The sequence below is a fragment of the Paracidobacterium acidisoli genome (genome assembly GCF_003428625.2).
Classification (GTDB): Bacteria; Acidobacteriota; Terriglobia; order Terriglobales; family Acidobacteriaceae; genus Paracidobacterium; species Paracidobacterium acidisoli.
The window spans coordinates 770,386-787,659 of the sequence record NZ_QVQT02000003.1; the positions used below are offsets into that span (position 1 = coordinate 770,386).

Sequence of the window (17,274 nt, forward strand, 5' to 3'; positions counted from 1 at the left end):
GACGAGCTCCGTCCGGTCGAGTTTAATAACCGCATGCCCAAAAGAATCCAGCGCGCACTCAAGTCCTTTGGAGGCTGCTTGAATCAGGGCCGAGGATTCGCTATTCCGCGGGGTCGTAGTTGAGGTTCGGGCCGAGCCAGCGCTCGATTTCGCCGAGACTCATGCCTTTGCGCTGGTGATAGTCGGCGACCTGGTCGCGGTCGATTTTTCCGAGGCTGAAATAGCGCGACTGCGGGTGAGCGAAGTAGAGCCCGCTTACGCTCGAGCCAGGCCACATGGCAAAGGACTCGGTAAGCTGGATTCCGGTATTTGCCTGCACGTCGAGCAGGCGCCAGATCGCGCCCTTTTCGGTGTGGTCGGGGCATGCCGGATAACCGGGAGCCGGGCGGATTCCGCGATACTTCTCCTCGATAAGTTCATTGTTGCTCAGGTGTTCCTGGCAGCCGTAGCCCCATTCGCCGCGAACCCGCTTGTGCAGGCATTCGGCGAAGGCTTCAGCGAGGCGATCGGCAATGGCCTCCGCCATGATTGCGTTGTAGTCGTCATGCGCGGCGCGGAAGCTTTCGCAGAGATCCTTCAGACCGACTCCGCTGGTGACGGCGAAGGCGCCGATGTGATCGGGGAGACCCGTCTCCTTTGGAGCGATGAAGTCGACGAGTGATCGGCACGGTTCACTGCCTTCCCGATTGGCCTGCTGGCGCAGGAAGTGGAGCTGATCCAGTATGCCGCTGCGTGTGTTGTCCGTGTACAGCTCGACGTCGTCGCCGATTGCGCCGGCGGGAAAGAGGCCATAGACTCCGCGCGCGGTGAGCAGCTTTTCTTCGATGATTCTGTCGAGCAGGGCATTGGCCTCAGCGAAGATCTGACGCGCCTGCGCGCCCTGTTTTTCGTCATCAAGAATGCGGGGATAGACGCCCTTCAGCTCCCAGGTGTGGAAGAACGGCGTCCAGTCGATGAACTCGCGCAGTGTGGCGAGAGGGAAGCCGTCGAGCACGCGCACGCCGGTGAATGCGGGCTGCGGGATATCTTCCGCGCGCCACTCGATCGGGGTTCGCCGGGAGCGCGCCTCTTCGAGTGAGACGGTCTGCTGGCGCGGAGCGGAATGTGCCTTGCGCACAGCCTCATATTCGGCGCGGTGCTGCGCCACGAAGTCCGCCTTGCCTTCTTCGCTCAGCAGGCTGGTGGTGACCGGCACGGCGCGGCTGGCATCGAGAACATGCACGACCGGCTCGCTGTAATGCGGCGCAATTTTGATGGCCGTGTGTGCGCGGCTGGTGGTGGCTCCGCCGATGAGCAGAGGCAGATTGAACTTCTGGCGCTCCATCTCGCGGGCGACGTGCACCATCTCGTCGAGGGAGGGCGTAATCAGCCCGCTGAGGCCGATGATGTCGGCCCGGACTTCGCGGGCGCGCTCGAGGATTTTTTCGGCGGGGACCATGACACCCATGTCGATGACCTCGTAGTTATTGCAGGCCAGGACGACGCCGACGATATTTTTCCCGATGTCGTGAACATCACCCTTCACGGTGGCGAGCACGATTTTGCCCTGCGTCCTGATCTCCAGTCCGGCGGCGGCCATCGCCGCTTTTTCGGCTTCCATAAAGGGCGTGAGCCAGGCCACTGCTTTTTTCATCACGCGGGCGGATTTCACGACCTGGGGAAGAAACATCTTGCCGGCGCCGAAGAGATCGCCGACGACGCCCATGCCATCCATCAGCGGGCCTTCAATGACGGCGAGCGGGCGGCCGAGTTTAACGCGGGCTTCTTCCGTGTCGATATCAATCCAGGCGTCAATGCCCCTGACCAGAGCGTGCGAGATACGCTCTTCAACGGTGCCGTTGCGCCATTCTTCGGCTTTCTTCTCGCTTGCCGTTGTGCCTGCGCCAGCGGCCTTCAGGGCTTCGCCGAAATCAACCAGGCGCTCGGTTGCGTCGGGACGGCGATTGAGCAGCACATCCTCGACCATCACTTTCAGCTCGGGCTCAATCTCCTCATAGATCTCAAGCTGGCCGGCATTGACGATGCCCATGTCCAGCCCGGCGGAGATGGCGTGATAGAGAAAGGCGGAGTGCATGGCCTCGCGCACTTTGTTGTTGCCGCGAAAGCTGAACGAGATATTCGAGACGCCGCCGCTTACCTTTGCATGCGGCAGATTCGCCTTGATCCAGCGGGTGGCGTGAATGAAGTCGACGGCGTAGTTGTTGTGCTCCTCCATGCCGGTGGCAACGGTGAGGATGTTGGGATCGAAGATGATGTCTTCGGCGGGGAAGCCCACCTCATCGACCAGAATCCGGTAGGCGCGCTCACAGATACGGGTTCGATCTTCATAGGTAGCGGCCTGTCCCTGCTCATCGAAGGCCATCACGACAACGGCCGCACCATATTTAAGGACGGTGGCGGCGCTGCTGCGGAATTTCTCTTCGCCTTCCTTGAGCGAAATGGAGTTGACGATGCCTTTGCCCTGCAGGCACTTGAGCCCGGCCTGGATGACCTCCCATTTAGAGGAGTCCACCATGAAGGGGACTTTGGCGACTTCGGGCTCACTGGCCAGCAGTTGCAGGAAGCGCGACATGGCGGCGACGCCGTCGATCATGCCTTCGTCCATGCAGATATCGATGACGTTTGCGCCGTTCTCGACCTGCTGCCGGGCGATGCTGACGGCTTCTTCGTATTTACCGTCGCGGATCAGCTTTGCGAACTTCGGCGAGCCGGCGACATTGGTGCGCTCGCCGATCATGATGAAGACACCGGGCTGCTGAGTGAATGGCTGCGAACCCGACAGACGAAGAGGCTTTGTCTCGGTCACTGTGCTCATGCGTGGCTCTCGCTGTGGTGGGCCAGTGCTGCGCCGAACTCCCGCGGGTGACGGCCTTCGAGCGCTTTGGCGATCGCCGCGATGTGCTCGGGCGTATTGCCGCAGCAGCCGCCGGCGATATTGATAAGTCCGCCGCGCGCAAAGTCATCCAGATACCGCGCCATGTCGGCCGGCTCGAGATCGAATCCCGTTGGAGAGAGCGGGTTTGGCAGGCCGGCATTGGGGTATGCGGAGATCGCGACGTCGGCCTTTTCCGCGAGCTCTTCGAGGAAGGGATACATCAGATCGGGACCGAGAGAGCAGTTGAGTCCGACCGACAGAGGCTTCGCATGCTCGACGGCGGTCCAGAAGGCTTCCACGGTTTGTGCCGAGATCATGGTCTCACCGCCGCGTCCGACGGCTGCGGAGATCATGACCGGGAGCTCCTTTCCATCCTCGTCAAATACCTCGCGGATGGCGACGAGCGCGGCCTTCGCATTCAGTGAATCGAAGATGGTCTCGACCAGAAGCAGATCGGAGCCGCCGGCGATGAGAGCGCGCACCTGCTGCGCGTAGGCGATCCTGACCTGATCGAAGGTGACCACGCGGAAGCCTGGATCGTCGGCATCGGGCGAGTTCGAGAGAGAGACGGTCAGCGGTCCGATGGCTCCCGCCACGAAGCGCTGGCGTCCTGTGTCGTTTGCTACGCGGTCGGCCCATTCGCGGCACTGACGCGACGACTGCTCATTGATCTCCCAGGCCAGATCTGCGAGAGACGGATCATCGATGATCTTCTGATAGAACGCCGGGTCTTTGCGTCCGCCGTGCTCGCGTGGATCGTCGACGAAGAACTCGCTCTGCGAAATGCTGGTTGCGCCGAAGGTGTTGGTTTCGATGATGTCGGCTCCGGCTTCGAGAAAGCGGCGATGAATGTCGCCGATCATCTCAGGCTGCGTGAGAGAGAAGAGGTCGCCGTTGTTCAGCAGGTCTTTCTTCGAGTTCCTGAAGCGGTCTCCGCGGATGTCGGCCTCTTTCATGCCGTAGGTGCGGATCGTCGTCCCCATCGCGCCATCGATGATGGCGATTCGCTGCTCAAGGATTTTCTGAAGAGGGTGCTGGTGAGGTGTCGTCATATCTCCCCGATGGCCGTGCATGCGGCAAAGTTGGCAAGAGCAGGTATTTTATGGATCGTGATGTGCAACTCCACACAGATGCAGGGGATGTGGAGAAAGTTTCGGATGGGACCAGGATGGGCGCAGAGACTTTCTGCGTCATTCGGGCCGCTGACCATCCTTATCTGATTATCTCATCCGGATTTGGGGGCTTTCGAGAGAGGCCGGGAGGGTCGGCAGAAGAGAGCCCGGCGGATCGAGCGCGCCACGCCACAGGAAGCCGCCGAAACGGCTTCCTGCGATTGCGGAGAGGTGGGAACGGGGAGGGGTGGTCAGGATTTGCGAAAGGTTTCGACGACGGCGGAGATATCCTCGTCGCCGTGCCCTGCATCGATGGCAGCGCTGTAATCGCGGAGCGCGCTGCCGGCTGTGGACAGCTCGAGCGAACAGGCCTTTCCGAGGCTAATGGCATAAGTAAGGTCTTTTGCCATGAGCCGGGCGGCAAAGTTCGGCTGATAATCGCGGGCCATCATGCGGGCGCTGAGGGTTTTAACGAGCGGGCTGCCTGGAGCGCCTTCGGTAAGCACCTGGAGGGCCTGGTCCGCATTCAGACCGCTGCGCTCGATCAGGCCAATGGCTTCGGCCAGCGAGGCCGCCTGGACGCCGCAGAGAAAGTTGTTGATCAGCTTCATGCGGGCGCCGCTTCCGATGGGGCCGAGATGCAGGACACCGCGGCCCATTGTCTGAAGCAGCGGCGTGACGCGATGGATCGCGGAGGCCGACCCGCCGGCCAGAAAGAGAAGCTGACCGGAGGCGGCCTGCGGCTTACTTCCGGTCACGGGCGCGTCGATGAGATCGAGTGAGCGCCGGCGCGCGGAGGCATCGAGCTCGTCGATCCAGGCGGGAGTCAGCGTGCTGCACTCAATAAGTATTGTTCCTGCAGCAGCGGCCGCGAGCGCGCCGTCCCTGCCCAGCCAGATCTCCCGCGAGACGTTGTCGTCGGAGACCATACTGATGATGACCTGCGCGCCGGCCGCGGCTTCGGCGGGAGTCTTTGCCACGCGCGCTCCCTTTGCAGCCAGCGGCTGAGCCTTCTCCGGCGTCCGGTTGTACACGGTGAGGGGGTATCCGGCCGCGAGCAGGTTTCCAGCCATGCCGCCGCCCATCAGCCCCAGTCCCAGAATTGCCACATGTGTCTGTTCCATATCTTCTCCGCAGATTAAATCAGAGGCCGCACTTCGATGGATGTGTTTGCATCCTTCATTGTCTTTACAGGATTGCGAAGCGGGCGTCCGAAGTGTTCAAACACGACTTCCATGATGTCTCCGTCCTGCAGGGCGACTCCATGACCGAAGCTGAGCGAGTGAGCGCCGAGGAAGTGAATGTGCACGTCGCCGGGGTTGCGATGCTGCGCGAATTTGAAGTGGTGATGCTCGAGGTTGCGCAGGCTGTGACACATCTCCTGCTCGCCGGTGGCGATGGGCTGCGACCACAAAACGTGGCTGCCGCGCCGGATCGTCACCGTACCGGGAACGGTGTCGAATGACGGGTCGATGGTGAGCTCCGGACCGATGGAGCAGGTGCGGAGCTTGGAGCCGGCCAGATTGAGGTAGTTTCTCTTTTCGAAGAGATGATCGGAGAACTCATTGCCGGTGACCATACCGATGCGGTACGGCTGACCGTCGGCGCCAATCAGGCAGACGATTGCAACTTCGGCCTCTTCGCCGCCATCCTCGGCATACGGCGGCACGAGCAGAGGATCGTTCGAGGCCTGCACGATGAGGCCGTTGCCCTTGTAGAACCACTCCGGGGCGATGCCGATGGAACCTTGGACGGGGCGGCCGGCCTCGACTCCCCAGCGGAACATCTTCATGCTGTCGGTTTCCTGTTCTTTTTGGGCGAGGTGCATCGACTGCCGGTCTCGCGCGCTGCCGAGATGCGTCAACCCTGTGCCGGAGACCAGGCATCGTGAAGGCTCTTCCGGATGATCGACGGGCGGAAGCAGCTTCCATTCGCTCTCGCCGTTGTAGATGGGGTCATAGTCGAGATGTTCTCCGGTGAGATGCTCCTTCACCAGATCGGTAAGCCTGCCGCCGTCTGCGATTGCAGCCTGGGCAAGAGCAAAGACCGAATCGAAGCCGTGAATGAGGCGCAGCTTCGGCTCCTCCACCAGCGCGACGCGGCGGATTCCACCGGTTTTCAGTTGTACGAGTCGCATCGTGCGTTCTCCTGTGTTCGTCTGGGTGGCATTCGATTACTCGATGACCTGAAATTCTTTGAGGCGTTCTTCATTGATCGTCAGGCCGAGGCCGGGCACGTCTTCGGGGAGATCGATGAAGCCGTCTTTCGGTCGGGGCTCGCCGTCGAAGATGTACCAGAAAAGCTCGTTGCCCACTTCCACATCCACGGGCGGGAAGAACTCGGCCATCGGCGAGTTAATGCTCGCCATCACAATGTGGTAGTTGTGCATCTGGCCGGCGTGCGGGATCACCGGAACGGAAAAGGCCTCAGCCATGGCGGAGATTTTTCTTGCCTGGCTGATGCCGCCGACGCGATTGGTGTCGAACTGAATGTAGTCGAGAGCGTGGGTTTCGAGCAGGTTCCGGAAGCCGTAGATGGTGAACTCGTGCTCTCCTCCGGCGATCGGGATGCGGCCGGCGGCCTTCAGCTCGGCATATCCGCAGGTATCGTCGGGAATGACCGGTTCTTCGAGCCAGCGCAGATGGAAGGGCTCGAGCAGCGGAAGCATGCGCTTCGCATAGTCGAGCGTCCAGCCCATGTAGGCATCGGCCATCACGTCGATCTCATTCCCCACGGTGTTGCGGACCGTGCGCACCAGATCGACATTGCGCTGCATGCCCTCTGCGCCATCGACGGGGCCCCATCCGAAGCGCAGCTTCATGGCGCGGTAGCCCTGATCTTTATAGGCTTTGGCTTCGGAGGCGAGCTGTTCGAGACCGACCGAGTAGAGACGGCTCGCATAGACTGGAATGCGCGGTTTGGTTCTGCCGCCGAGAAGACGATAGACCGGCTGCTTCGCGGCTTTGCCGAGAAGATCCCACAGCGCGATGTCCACGGCGCTGATAGCGGTCATGCCGATGCCTTTGCGGCCAAAGGCCATGGTGTGACGGTACATGTGCTGCCAGAGAAATTCGACGTCCCATGGATTTTGCCCGATGAGCAGCGGCTTCAGATAATGGTCGATGAGCTGTTTGGTCACCACGGGAGCGAGTGCCGCATTGCCGATCCCGACCAGGCCGTCGTCGGAGACGACTTCGACGACCAGCCAGCCATGAAAGGTAAAGGTCTTCATGGTGGTCTTCGTCAGCGACAGCAGATCCATGGGATTGGTGCAGAAATGCGGCGGCAGCGGCGTGGTTTCCCCCGACCATTGAACGACGCGTGTGCGAACCTCTCGTATCTTCATAATGAAACCAGGTTTCCTTGTCCTTGAGATGTATTCGTTTCCGGCGCGCGCAAAACGCCGGAGGTAAGAAGAAGAATGATGAATGCTACAGCGTGAAGACTGCCCACGATGGCGAAGATGGTTCCGTAACCGGCGCCGTAGGTGAGCAACTGCCCCGCGCAGAGATTGAAGATCGCCCCGCCCAGCGCTCCTCCGAAGCCGATCAGCCCGGCCACCGAGCCGACGGAGCTGACAGGGAAGATATCTGTAGGCAGGGTCATGATGAGGCCCGACCAGGATTGCTGACCGAAGAATGCAATGCTGAAGAGCAGAAGCGCGAAGCTTACAGGCACATGGGGCACGAAAATGACTGCGGGCATCAGCCCGGCGCTGAGACCAAGCGCCAGCTTTCTCGAAAAATTGAGAGAGCGGCCGGAGCGGAGGAGCCGGCTCGAAAACCAGCCGCCCAGGAAGCTTCCGATACCGGATGCCGCGTAGGGAATCCAGGCATAATAGCTGACACTTTTGATATCGAAGCCGCGGGCGTCATAGAGATATTTGGGCAGCCAGAAGAGGCAGAAGTACCAGGCGGAGTCGCTGAGGAATTTGGCCGTGACCATGCCGAGTACTTTGCGCGAAGAAAGCAGGCGCAGCCAGGGGATGGATACCTGACTCATAACAGAAGACTGGCTTTCGACGCCTGCCTCCTGCGGTCCTCTGTAGAGCGTCCACCAGCTTATGGCCCATGCCATACCTATGGTGCCGGCGAAGAAGAAGACATAGCGCCAGTTTCCGGTGAGCAGAATGAGACCGATCAAAGGCGGCGCCAGCACGGAGCCGAATGCGGTGCCGGCGTTGATGAGTCCCATGGCCGTGGCTCGCTGGGTTGCAGGAAGCCATTCGGCGATGACGCGTGTTGCCGCGGGAAAGCCCGCGCCTTCTCCCATGCCGAGCAGCAGACGCGCGGCGATGAGCATGGTCAGCCCCTGCGCGAAGCCATGCAGCGCGCAGGCCAGCGACCACCAGGCCATGCTGAGAGCGAATCCCTTCCTGGTGCCGATCGCGTCCAGGAGCTTTCCGCCGCCGGCGTAGAGAAGAGCATAGGTCGCCAGGAAGGCCGACTGCAGCAGGGCGAACTGAGCGTTGGAGACCGGAATATTCCGCTGAATGGCGGCGATTGCGACAGGAAGCGCCTGACGGTCGAAGTAGCTGATACCGATCGCAGCCGTGACCAGCGCAACGAAGAACCACGGCCTGGATATCCTGCGCAAAGTGTCTCTCTCCTGGAAGGGTTTTTCAGCATTCACAACGATGCTTTGCCCGCGACACTTTGGGAAATGCCGCGGGAGGCGCATCGTTCTGTCTATTCGGCGGCGCTGCTTTCCGTATGGTGCGTGTCATGGTTGTCGGGCCATGTTATGCGTAACAGAGAGACGGCCTGACGCGGAAGCTCTACGCTGAGTTTGATCTCTCCGTGGTCCGGAGTGATCCACTGCGGAGAGCTGAGCAGCTCAAGCTGGCCCGCTGCCTGCAGCTTTGCGTATTGCTCGTCGGTGGGATTCTGCGGTGAGCCCATCGCCTTCCAGACGGTGTAGGCATTGCTGTGATCGTTGTCGATGCGATAGTGCTGGAGAAGCACGCGATGCGCGGTGGCGGGCAGTCCCCTGATGGAGACTGCGACGGTGGCGCCGGGCGCGGGAATATCCTCATCCTGATAGTTCCATAACATCACGGCTGCATGGCTCGAATCGGTTGTGGCAAGGGTATCGATGTCCGGCTGCTGCTTCACGCCCGATTTCAGAATGGTGTCGAGCGGTAAGGCTCCGCTGCTGGTGGCCTCGACCCTTGAGCCGCTCATGAGCCCGGCCATGCGGAAGAAGTTCAGCACCGGCTTGTCGACCCCGTTGGTCGCCAGCGTTCGATAGCCTTCGAAGTAGGGCTTGTCCTCAAACTCAAAGGCCCAGGTCAGCATGCCGATGAGGTTGACGTGGTAGCGGTCCTTCAGCTCGAAGAGACCTTTCATTGCCGCTGCGGTGTAGCAGGGATAGAGCGGGCCGTTGCGATAGTTATTCGGCGGATACAGTTTTGCCGAGCATGCCGCGCAGCCTTCCGGATCGGCTTCGGTGAGAATGATGGGCAATTTGGCGAGCCGCGGGAAGGAATTGACGATGGCGAATCCATCGGCGGCGTTCATCATTTCGCGGTCGAGGCCCATCTGCACGTGATTGCTGATTACGCTGGGACGGCCCTTGATGTGAAACGAGATGAAATCAAGCGGAATGGTTCCGCCGGTGGCTGCGCTTTTGTCTTTGGCGCAGTGTTCGAGAAAAGAACGAAGATATTCCGACGCGTTGCCTTCGGGGCCGGGGCCGGTTGTGGCGGGACCGCCCACATGAGCTCCGGGAAGAGCCGCCTGTACACCGGCGACGGCATAGTCGTAGAGCTTGTTGTATTCGGCCTCTGTGCCTTTCCAGTAATACTTACCATTCGGCTCGTTCCATATTTCCCAGTACCAGGTGGAGACGGTTTCGGCGCCGTACCGCTTGACCATATGGGCTGCCACCTGGCGGGTGAGCTCTTCCCACTTCTTATAGTCTTTCGGCGGATACGACCAGCCCTCTGTTTCACCCGGCTTCAGCGGCCAGCCGATGTGGTACGGCTCCGGATGGCTGGAGAGCGCTTCGGGCATGAATCCCAGCTCTACCAAAGGGCGCACGTGAGCGGCGGCATAGGTGTCGAAGATTTTATCGAGGATGGTCCAGCTGTAGACCGGATTGCCGCCGGCATCTTCGGTATACACATTGGACGAGCTGAATTTGAGTACCGGCTTTCCGTCGCCGCTGGCCAGCAGGAAGTGCGCGCGGATGTAGACCGGGACGGGGCTGAGATCGTGCAGCTGATGCAGCAACGCCTCTCCGTGCGGAGCCATGGTGTAGTCCGACTCGTCGTAACCGAACCAGCTGTAGAGGGACGTATATGGTCCTGATTTCTGATTCAGGTTTACGTTGACCGTGACGGGAGCCTGAGCGAGGCAGCCGGCCGCCGCGAACAGGGAGCAAACGAGCGCGATGATTCTGGATAGAGTGTTCACAATCTCTCCGTCATTCAGAAGTAGTATTTCAGGGCAAACTGAATCTGCCGCGGGTTGGTGGAGGTGCTTAATATTTTGGCTCCGGAGGCTGTATCGATGGTTGCGGAAGGAGCCGCTGTGGAGTTTGCCGAGAACGACGGAGGATTGAAGCTGGTCACGTTGGGAAGGTTGAAGAACTCAGCGCGAAACTGCATGTTCGTGCCTTCGGTTATCTGGAAGGACTTGAAGACGGAGACATCATACTGGCGGTACATATCGCCTTCGAGGATGAATGCCTTTGATGTGCCATAGGTGTATTGAGCAGGCACTTCGAAGGCGCTCTGATTAAACCATTTGGAAAGGGTGGGGTGCTGGGCTTTGCCGCTTCCGATCTGAATGGGGCGCTGGCTGCCGACACCGGTATTTGCTACGTCGCGGGAGATGATGGGCGTAAACGGAAGCCCGCTGCGCAGAACCGTAATGTTCTGCACCTGCCAGCCGCCCAGGGCAGCGTCCATCAGTCGGCCTGGATGGTTCATGAACTGCTTGTTTTTACCGAAGGGGAGCTCATAGCTCATGCTGAATGCGAAGTTCTGCGGGATATTGAACTGAGCGATCGACTTCTCATATCCGTTATTACCGCCCAGAGCCGGCGACGGATTGCTCTGCATGAACTTCGACCAGGTGTATGCAGCCAGGAAGGTCAGGCCGTTGTGCAGGCGCTCGTCGATTTTTGCCTGGAGCGAGTTGTAGGTGGTGCCGATCTCGGAGCTGAAGAGCGTAATGCCGCCGAAGATGGGATACGGACGGCGCGATGCAACGGCGCCGGGGCCTGCAGGAGGATCGTTCAGATCCTGCGAGCCCTGAAGATGTACTCCGTGATTGCCGACATAGCCGATGTCCGCCACCATGGTCTTCGTCAGCTGTTGCTGTACGTCGAAGCTCCAGTGCTGGTCGTAGCCCATCTTTAAATGAACCGGACTCGAAGCAATCGTCGGCTGCGTGGTGGATGTGCCCAGCGGCGCGCCGAGGAAAAAGTCCGCCAGGGTGCGGTTGGGAACGGCGTTCGCCGTGTTGAAAGCTGTCTCAGCCAGTTTGTAGGGAAGGATGTTGTAGTTATCGCGATTTCCGTTTTCCGGCTCGTAGAAGATTCCATAGCCTCCGCGAAAGACGGTGTTGTCTCCGAGGGGCTGCCAGGAGAATCCGATACGGGGCGCGAACTGCGTTCTGTCGGTCGCGGTGATGTTATAGGGAATGCCCGCCTGGTGAGACGTCTGAATGTATTGCCCGAAATGCTGATAGGCAACGGGCGCGGCATACTGCGAGGTGAGATCGACGGTGTCTCCGTGGCCGCTGACGATGATGGGCTTCGCCTGCGAAGGATCAAAGGTTCCCATCTGATTTTTGTAGGGCGAGAGCCACGGCGTGTATTCATAACGCAGTCCAAGGTTGAGAGTCAGACGGCTGGAGAGCCGGAAATCGTCCTGCCCGAAGAACTGGTAATACGCATTCTGGCCGCCGAAGAAGTTTGCCGGATAGGCGCGCTGCACGTTGGCGGGATAGCCAAGCATCCAGTCGGCAAAGGCATCGCCGGTTCCGGTTGGCGAAGCGGGATTTTGCGTGTTGATGCCGCTCATCGTCCATACGCCGACATACTGCTCGCTGTCGTAGCCCAGCCACTGGTAATAGCGAACCAGGGCGCCGAACTTTATGGTGTTCTTTCCGCGGATGATGGTCAGGTTCCAGGTCGGTTCCCATACTTTGCGGTTTTGTCCCTTGGGGCGCTGATCGAAGGCCGAGCCGCTGATGCCGCCGTAGCCGCTCCAGGAGTAGTCGGGGAAGCTGCCTCCGGTGCCCGGGCGCAGAGTATCTTCAAAGCCAGCCACACCGGCTTCGTTGTTGATGTCCTGCCCCTGCAGAAATGCGTTTAGGCGAATTCTGCTGAAGAGGTAGTGGGCGCGGACCTCCGAAACCATGTTGGTGCCGATATTGGTCGTCAGGCCGACGGCGATGTCTTCTCCCTGCGAATGCAGTGGCGCGGTGCCGAGCAGAGGCGAGGAGTTCGGATCGGACTCGCGATTGTTGTCGAAGCTCCAGCGCAGGAAGAGGCGGTTCGAGGCGTTGATCTGATCGTCGAAGCGCAATGTGAACTGATCGAGATCGATGGACTGCGTGGGGTTATAGGAAAACGTTCCGGAGTTTGTGTTGGGCAGAGGGATGTATTTGTTGAGGAACTGCGCCTGTGTGGAGAGTTCATCGGGCGGAATGATATTAGGGGTTCCGTTGTACTCGAACTGCGCACGTGTGGGGTTCGTGCCGGAGGTGGTGGTCGTTGGATCGAAGATTTTATTCAGGCCGGGAGCGCTGAAATCACCATTCCGCTGGGCGGCGGTGGGAACGACGGAGTTTTCGACAAGGCCCTGGCGTAAACGTTGTCCCTCGTAGCTGCCAAAAAAGAAGGTCCGGTTTTTGCCGCTGTAAAGATGCGGAATGGACAGCGGTCCTCCCAGAGTGCCGCCGAACTGATTGCGCTTCAGAGGCTCGCGATTCAGAGCGAAGAAATTTCTCGCGTCGAGCGCGTCGTTGCGGAGGAACTCGAAGAGATCGCCGTGGATGTGGTTCGTGCCGGATTTGGTGGTTGCGTTGAAGAAGCCGCCTCCGCGATTGAATTCCGCCGAATAGGGGTTCTGCTGCACGCTGAACTCCTGCAGCGCGTCGATCGATGTCTGGATAAATGTGCCGCCCTGGTGCTGCTCGCTGATATCCACTCCATCCAGAAGGAAGGACAATGCCGACCCTCGTATACCGCTAATGGTATTACCATCAATGGACTCCGGTCGAATGGGAACGGAATTTCCGGTTGCCGGGAGAAGCGCCGCTCCGGGAGTGAGCTGGGCGAGCTGGAAGAAGCCGCGCCCGTTGAGGGGCAGATTCACGATCTGCGTATTGGTGACGACCTGGCCGACGGTTGCGGTATCGGTATTCAGCAGCGGCGGCGCTCCGGTGACTTCGACGGTGGAGCTGGATGCGCCGATCTGCATGTTGAAGTCCTCGCGCGCGATCTGTCCTACCTGAATCTCGATGCCGGTCCTTACCATGGTTTCAAAGCCGTTGGCTTTGACCGAAATGTTATAGGTGCCGGGATTTACAGGGGTCACGACATAATCGCCCTGGCTGCCGGAGACGGCTTTTTGCGTAACGTTGGTCGAGGTGTTGGTAACGGTGATGGCCGCGGCGGGGATCACCGCTTTGTTTGGATCGTAGATGGTGCCGACGACGCGTCCTGACTGGACCTGGGCGACTGCGGCCGTCATCGGGAGAAGTAACGCACACGCGATAAGGGTCCTGCATGCCCGTATTCGAAGAGTCTCAGACATATAACTCCATTTCCGCCTCACTGGTGAGCCATAAAGTGCATCATCCCAGGCGGTGCGAATGGTAGTACCAATAAAGAATTACTGTCAAGCCGTCGTTTGCGCCTTTCCTTTATCGATTTTGTGAAACAGGAATAAAAAATCAGCTACAGTGAAAATTATCAGGACTGTTTACCATGGCGCCGAAAGCTCCGAAAGCTGATGCGGACAAGAGCGATTTAACCGACTGGCTGATTCTGCGATTCAAGCAGCTCATCAGCGAAGGAACACTGACGCCCGGATACAAGCTGCCGTCTGAACGGGAATTGTCGCTGCACTTCGGCGTGAGCCGCACATCGCTGCGTCCGGTGATGAAGGTACTCAGCATGATGGGCGTGGTCACGCAGCGGGTGGGCGACGGCACGTATCTGAGCAGCGACGCATCCTCGGTGCTCGCCGAGCCGATGGAGTTTCTCTTTTTGCTGGATGAGACTTCATCCAAAGAGCTGATCGAAGCGCGATTCATGGTGGAGCCGGCGCTGGCGGCGAAGGCCGCGGAGCAGGCTACGCCGGAGCTTCTGCTGATCATGCGGCAGACCATTGCCGAGATTGAAGCGGCAGGAACCGATCAGTTCCGGATCATCGAGGCCGATCTTCTCTTTCATCGCACGATTCATCAGTGCGCCGGCAATCGCCTGTTCAGCCGGCTTTTTCAGGTGATTCATCGCTCGATGATGAACATGATGATGCTGACCTCGCAGATGGTGGACCGCGATCACACTCTGGCCTTTCACCAGGCGATCTACGAAGCCATTGCGCGCGGCAACGGGGCGGAAGCGGCGCGGCACATGCGGGATCATCTTATCGATGCGCGGGCGTTGCTGATGCAGGCCAGTCAGGCGCACGCGGACGAGCGGCTGCGCAGGCGGATCAGCTCGGTGACGCGCACGACGGGGACGAAGAAGCGAGCCGCCACAGGCACAGGCCGCGCCGGGCGTACCGGAAAATCCTGATAAGAGATCTGTGCCGTCTGGAATCAGCGGCGCTGCGAATCGGGCACCGGCATAACCGCCGGGCTGCAGTGGCCTTTGGTGTCGCAGGAGCGGACGCCGAAGATGACATTGTCTTTGGAGACGGGAACGGTCACGGTGTGATCACTGCCGGTGACGGCCTCGTGATAAGGCGAGGCTTTGCCGGCATATTGCCAGTCCGATGCATCGGTTTCGCGCCATACGATCTGGTACCACGTATCCGCGGGCGCGCCGTCGGGTGGCTGCCAGAGAATGACGGAATCGTTGTCGAGGTTGTGCGTCGACATACGCACATCCTGGGGCGTGCCGGGTGCGCTGGCCAGGGTTGCCAGCGTGGCGGTATTCAGCCGCGCGACTTTGGCGATGTAGCTGAAATCGTCGTACTGGATGAGATCGCCGTACTGGACGCCATTTTCCGTGCGCACGGTCTGGTGCTGGTGGTGGAAGTCCTCGCGCCATTCGGTCACACGCACGGCGGGAAAGCCCGCTTCGTTGAAGGAGCGATGATCGCCGCCGCGCAGGTAGCGGTCGAGCCGCAGGATCATGATCGGCTTCAGCGTGGCGGATGAGGCGGAGGCAGGCAGATATGTGCGGCCGGCATCGAGGACTTCGCGGGCAAGCTCACGCGATGGCGAGTCGCTGTCGGCGCCGAGCGAGAGAAGGCGGTGCAGCTCCTGATCGGAGACAACGGAGGAGATGCCTTCGGAGAAGATGCGAACGCGGGTTTTGCTCTGCAGCGTATCGCCGGGAGTGGTGTTGCCTCCGACAATGTCGTTGTTCAGAACGCCTTCGAGCTGCCATCCGTTCTGCTTCGCCAGAGCAGCGAGATGCGCGCTGCCATACAGGCCCTGTTCCTCGCCGGCAACGGCGACGAAGACCAGGGTGGCGGGAAATTTGTGCCGGCTGAGGACGCGCGCGGATTCCAGGCTGACGGCGGTGCCGCTGGAATCGTCATTAGCGCCGGGAGCAAAGAGCCGCGGGTCCATCACGTCACTGGCGCGGGTGTCGTAGTGGCCGGTGATCAGGTACATGCGCGCGGCCTGCGCGGGATCGGTGCCCTTGAGGATGGCGTAGACGTTTGTCAGCCGGGTGGGCGTGCTGATGCGCGGAGTGGTGCCCTCGAAGCCGACCTTTGGCGGCGGCTGCATAAAGACGTCTTCTTTGACTTCGAGGCATCCGCCGCATTCTTTCGAGTACTCCTCGAACTGAGAGCGTATCCATTCGGCAGCGGTGTTGATGCCGGTACCGGGAGGCAGATCGGAGACCATGCTGGAGAGCGTGTTGCGTGTTCGGAAGCTGACGAGCTTCTCGATGTTCTGGTGAATTCTCTCCTGCGAGATGGATCGCAGCGCCGAGACGATCTGCGGGTCGGCGGGCGCGGCAGGAAGCGGCGCTCCCGTTGCGCGGAAATCGACGGACTGCGAGGGAGCGGGGCATGTGCCGGTGGCAAGTATGAGTCCGGTGACAACGGCTCCGAGGAAGGGCTTCAGCATGGTCTCTCCTGATCGGTGCGGCGAGGAAGGTGTTGCCGCATGTGCGATATCTCCGGCTGCAATGGAGAAGGATGCGTCTGCATGGTGGTATAGCACACGCGGGTGGCACGCCGGGCGGTTTCTTACGCCCATGCCGCGTGCACGAAGGTTTGGCGGATGTGCCGGAGTTTGCGACGATACGAGAAGGGAGCGTCGAGCGAAGATGAGCAGAGATACAGGCGTGGCGGTGGTGACGGGCGGAGCGCAGGGGATTGGCCGCAGGACGGCGGAGCTGCTGGCGGAGCGAGGCTGCCGCGTTGCCATTATGGATCTGCGTGAGCCGGCGGAGACGATACAGGCCATCGCCGCCGCGGGAGGCGAGGCGTTTGCGTATGCCGGCGATATTACCGATGAGGCTGCGGTGGAGCGGTTTGTGGAGCGGGTCTTTGAGCGGTACGGGCGCGCCGATGTGCTGGTAAACAATGCCGGGGTGAGCCTGATTACTCCGGCGGAGCAGACGGAGGCGGTCGATTACCGCCGCGTGCTGGAGGTGAATCTGGTGGCGCCGTTTCTGCTGGCGAAGGCCTTTGGTGGAAAGATGCTGGCGGCGGGCAGCGGATCGATTGTGAATGTGGCGTCGGTCGCGGGGCTGCTGGGGATCTCGGACCGGGCAGCCTATAACGCGTCGAAGCATGGACTGATCGGGCTGACGCGCACGCTGGCGGCAGAGTGGGGAGGCCGCGGGGTGCGCGTGAATGCGGTCTGTCCGGGCTGGGTGAAGACGGAGATGGACGTGGCGGACCAGGCGGGCGGAAGCTACAGCGATGCCGATATTGTGGGACGTGTGCCGATGGCGCGCTTTGCTTCAACCGACGATATTGCGCGGGCCATCGCCTTTCTTGCCGATGGAGCAGAGAGCGGCTTTGTGAACGGGCAGTGTCTTGCGGTGGACGGCGGATGGACTGCGGACGGTAGCTGGGAGACACTGCGGCTGCGGAAGCGCAATTGACTGCGTCAAAAGACGTTAAGGCGTGAC

General features: G+C 60.3%; 11 protein-coding genes. 2 read left to right on the forward strand and 9 right to left on the reverse strand.

Annotated elements, in window-relative coordinates:
- Positions 1-100: 100 nt before the first annotated feature.
- The 8 genes from metH to D0Y96_RS10870 form a co-directional block, all read right to left on the reverse strand.
- Complete coding sequence (metH, locus tag D0Y96_RS10835) at positions 101-2,815, reverse strand: methionine synthase (protein ID WP_117299566.1); 2,715 nt, start codon at positions 2,813-2,815, stop codon at positions 101-103.
- Positions 2,812-3,927: a homocysteine S-methyltransferase family protein gene (locus D0Y96_RS10840; RefSeq protein WP_117299568.1), complete on the reverse strand. Its 1,116-nt coding sequence runs from the start codon at positions 3,925-3,927 to the stop codon at positions 2,812-2,814. The genes metH and D0Y96_RS10840 overlap by 4 nt, the downstream gene beginning before the upstream one ends.
- Before the next feature lie 311 nt (positions 3,928-4,238).
- A complete protein-coding gene (locus D0Y96_RS10845) occupies positions 4,239-5,111 on the reverse strand; it encodes an NAD(P)-dependent oxidoreductase (RefSeq protein ID WP_117299570.1) in 873 nt (290 codons plus the stop codon).
- Positions 5,112-5,125: 14 nt separating this feature from the next.
- Entirely contained in the window at positions 5,126-6,124 is a 999-nt protein-coding gene (gene araD1, locus D0Y96_RS10850) for an AraD1 family protein (protein ID WP_117299573.1), read from the reverse strand.
- A 36-nt stretch (positions 6,125-6,160) separates the two neighbouring features.
- Complete coding sequence (locus tag D0Y96_RS10855; protein ID WP_117299575.1) at positions 6,161-7,333, reverse strand: L-rhamnonate dehydratase; 1,173 nt, start codon at positions 7,331-7,333, stop codon at positions 6,161-6,163.
- A complete protein-coding gene (locus tag D0Y96_RS10860; RefSeq protein ID WP_252263650.1) occupies positions 7,330-8,583 on the reverse strand; it encodes an MFS transporter in 1,254 nt (417 codons plus the stop codon). The genes D0Y96_RS10855 and D0Y96_RS10860 overlap by 4 nt, the downstream gene beginning before the upstream one ends.
- Before the next feature lie 92 nt (positions 8,584-8,675).
- On the reverse strand, positions 8,676-10,403 hold the full coding sequence (locus D0Y96_RS10865) for a GH39 family glycosyl hydrolase (RefSeq protein ID WP_350449036.1): 1,728 nt from the start codon (positions 10,401-10,403) through the stop codon (positions 8,676-8,678).
- Positions 10,404-10,417: 14 nt separating this feature from the next.
- Entirely contained in the window at positions 10,418-13,696 is a 3,279-nt protein-coding gene (locus D0Y96_RS10870) for an outer membrane beta-barrel protein (protein WP_252263651.1), read from the reverse strand.
- A 236-nt stretch (positions 13,697-13,932) separates the two neighbouring features.
- Here D0Y96_RS10870 and D0Y96_RS10875 point away from each other — a divergent pair, with 236 nt between their 5' ends.
- Positions 13,933-14,748: a FadR/GntR family transcriptional regulator gene (locus D0Y96_RS10875; protein ID WP_117299582.1), complete on the forward strand. Its 816-nt coding sequence runs from the start codon at positions 13,933-13,935 to the stop codon at positions 14,746-14,748.
- A 23-nt stretch (positions 14,749-14,771) separates the two neighbouring features.
- Here the strand turns inward: D0Y96_RS10875 and D0Y96_RS10880 are convergent, their stop codons facing one another.
- A complete protein-coding gene (locus D0Y96_RS10880; protein ID WP_117299585.1) occupies positions 14,772-16,259 on the reverse strand; it encodes a M28 family metallopeptidase in 1,488 nt (495 codons plus the stop codon).
- A gap of 202 nt (positions 16,260-16,461) precedes the next feature.
- On the opposite strand from D0Y96_RS10880, the gene D0Y96_RS10885 reads away from it, so the two are divergent.
- Positions 16,462-17,247, forward strand: coding sequence for an SDR family NAD(P)-dependent oxidoreductase (locus tag D0Y96_RS10885; RefSeq protein ID WP_117299587.1), 786 nt, complete (start codon positions 16,462-16,464; stop codon positions 17,245-17,247).
- Positions 17,248-17,274 lie beyond the last annotated feature (27 nt).

What these genes read in the sequence shown, in the direction of transcription:
- D0Y96_RS10870 (WP_252263651.1), bottom strand. Translation starts at nt 13,696, where the DNA reads ATGACGGCCGCAGTCGCCCAGGTCCAGTCAGGACGCGTCGTCGGCACC.
- D0Y96_RS10845 (WP_117299570.1), bottom strand. Translation starts at nt 5,111, where the DNA reads ATGGAACAGACACATGTGGCAATTCTGGGACTGGGGCTGATGGGCGGC.
- D0Y96_RS10880 (WP_117299585.1), bottom strand. Translation starts at nt 16,259, where the DNA reads ATGCTGAAGCCCTTCCTCGGAGCCGTTGTCACCGGACTCATACTTGCC.
- D0Y96_RS10875 (WP_117299582.1), top strand. Translation starts at nt 13,933, where the DNA reads ATGGCGCCGAAAGCTCCGAAAGCTGATGCGGACAAGAGCGATTTAACC.
- araD1 (WP_117299573.1), bottom strand. Translation starts at nt 6,124, where the DNA reads ATGCGACTCGTACAACTGAAAACCGGTGGAATCCGCCGCGTCGCGCTG.
- D0Y96_RS10840 (WP_117299568.1), bottom strand. Translation starts at nt 3,927, where the DNA reads ATGACGACACCTCACCAGCACCCTCTTCAGAAAATCCTTGAGCAGCGA.
- D0Y96_RS10885 (WP_117299587.1), top strand. Translation starts at nt 16,462, where the DNA reads ATGAGCAGAGATACAGGCGTGGCGGTGGTGACGGGCGGAGCGCAGGGG.
- metH (WP_117299566.1), bottom strand. Translation starts at nt 2,815, where the DNA reads ATGAGCACAGTGACCGAGACAAAGCCTCTTCGTCTGTCGGGTTCGCAG.
- D0Y96_RS10855 (WP_117299575.1), bottom strand. Translation starts at nt 7,333, where the DNA reads ATGAAGATACGAGAGGTTCGCACACGCGTCGTTCAATGGTCGGGGGAA.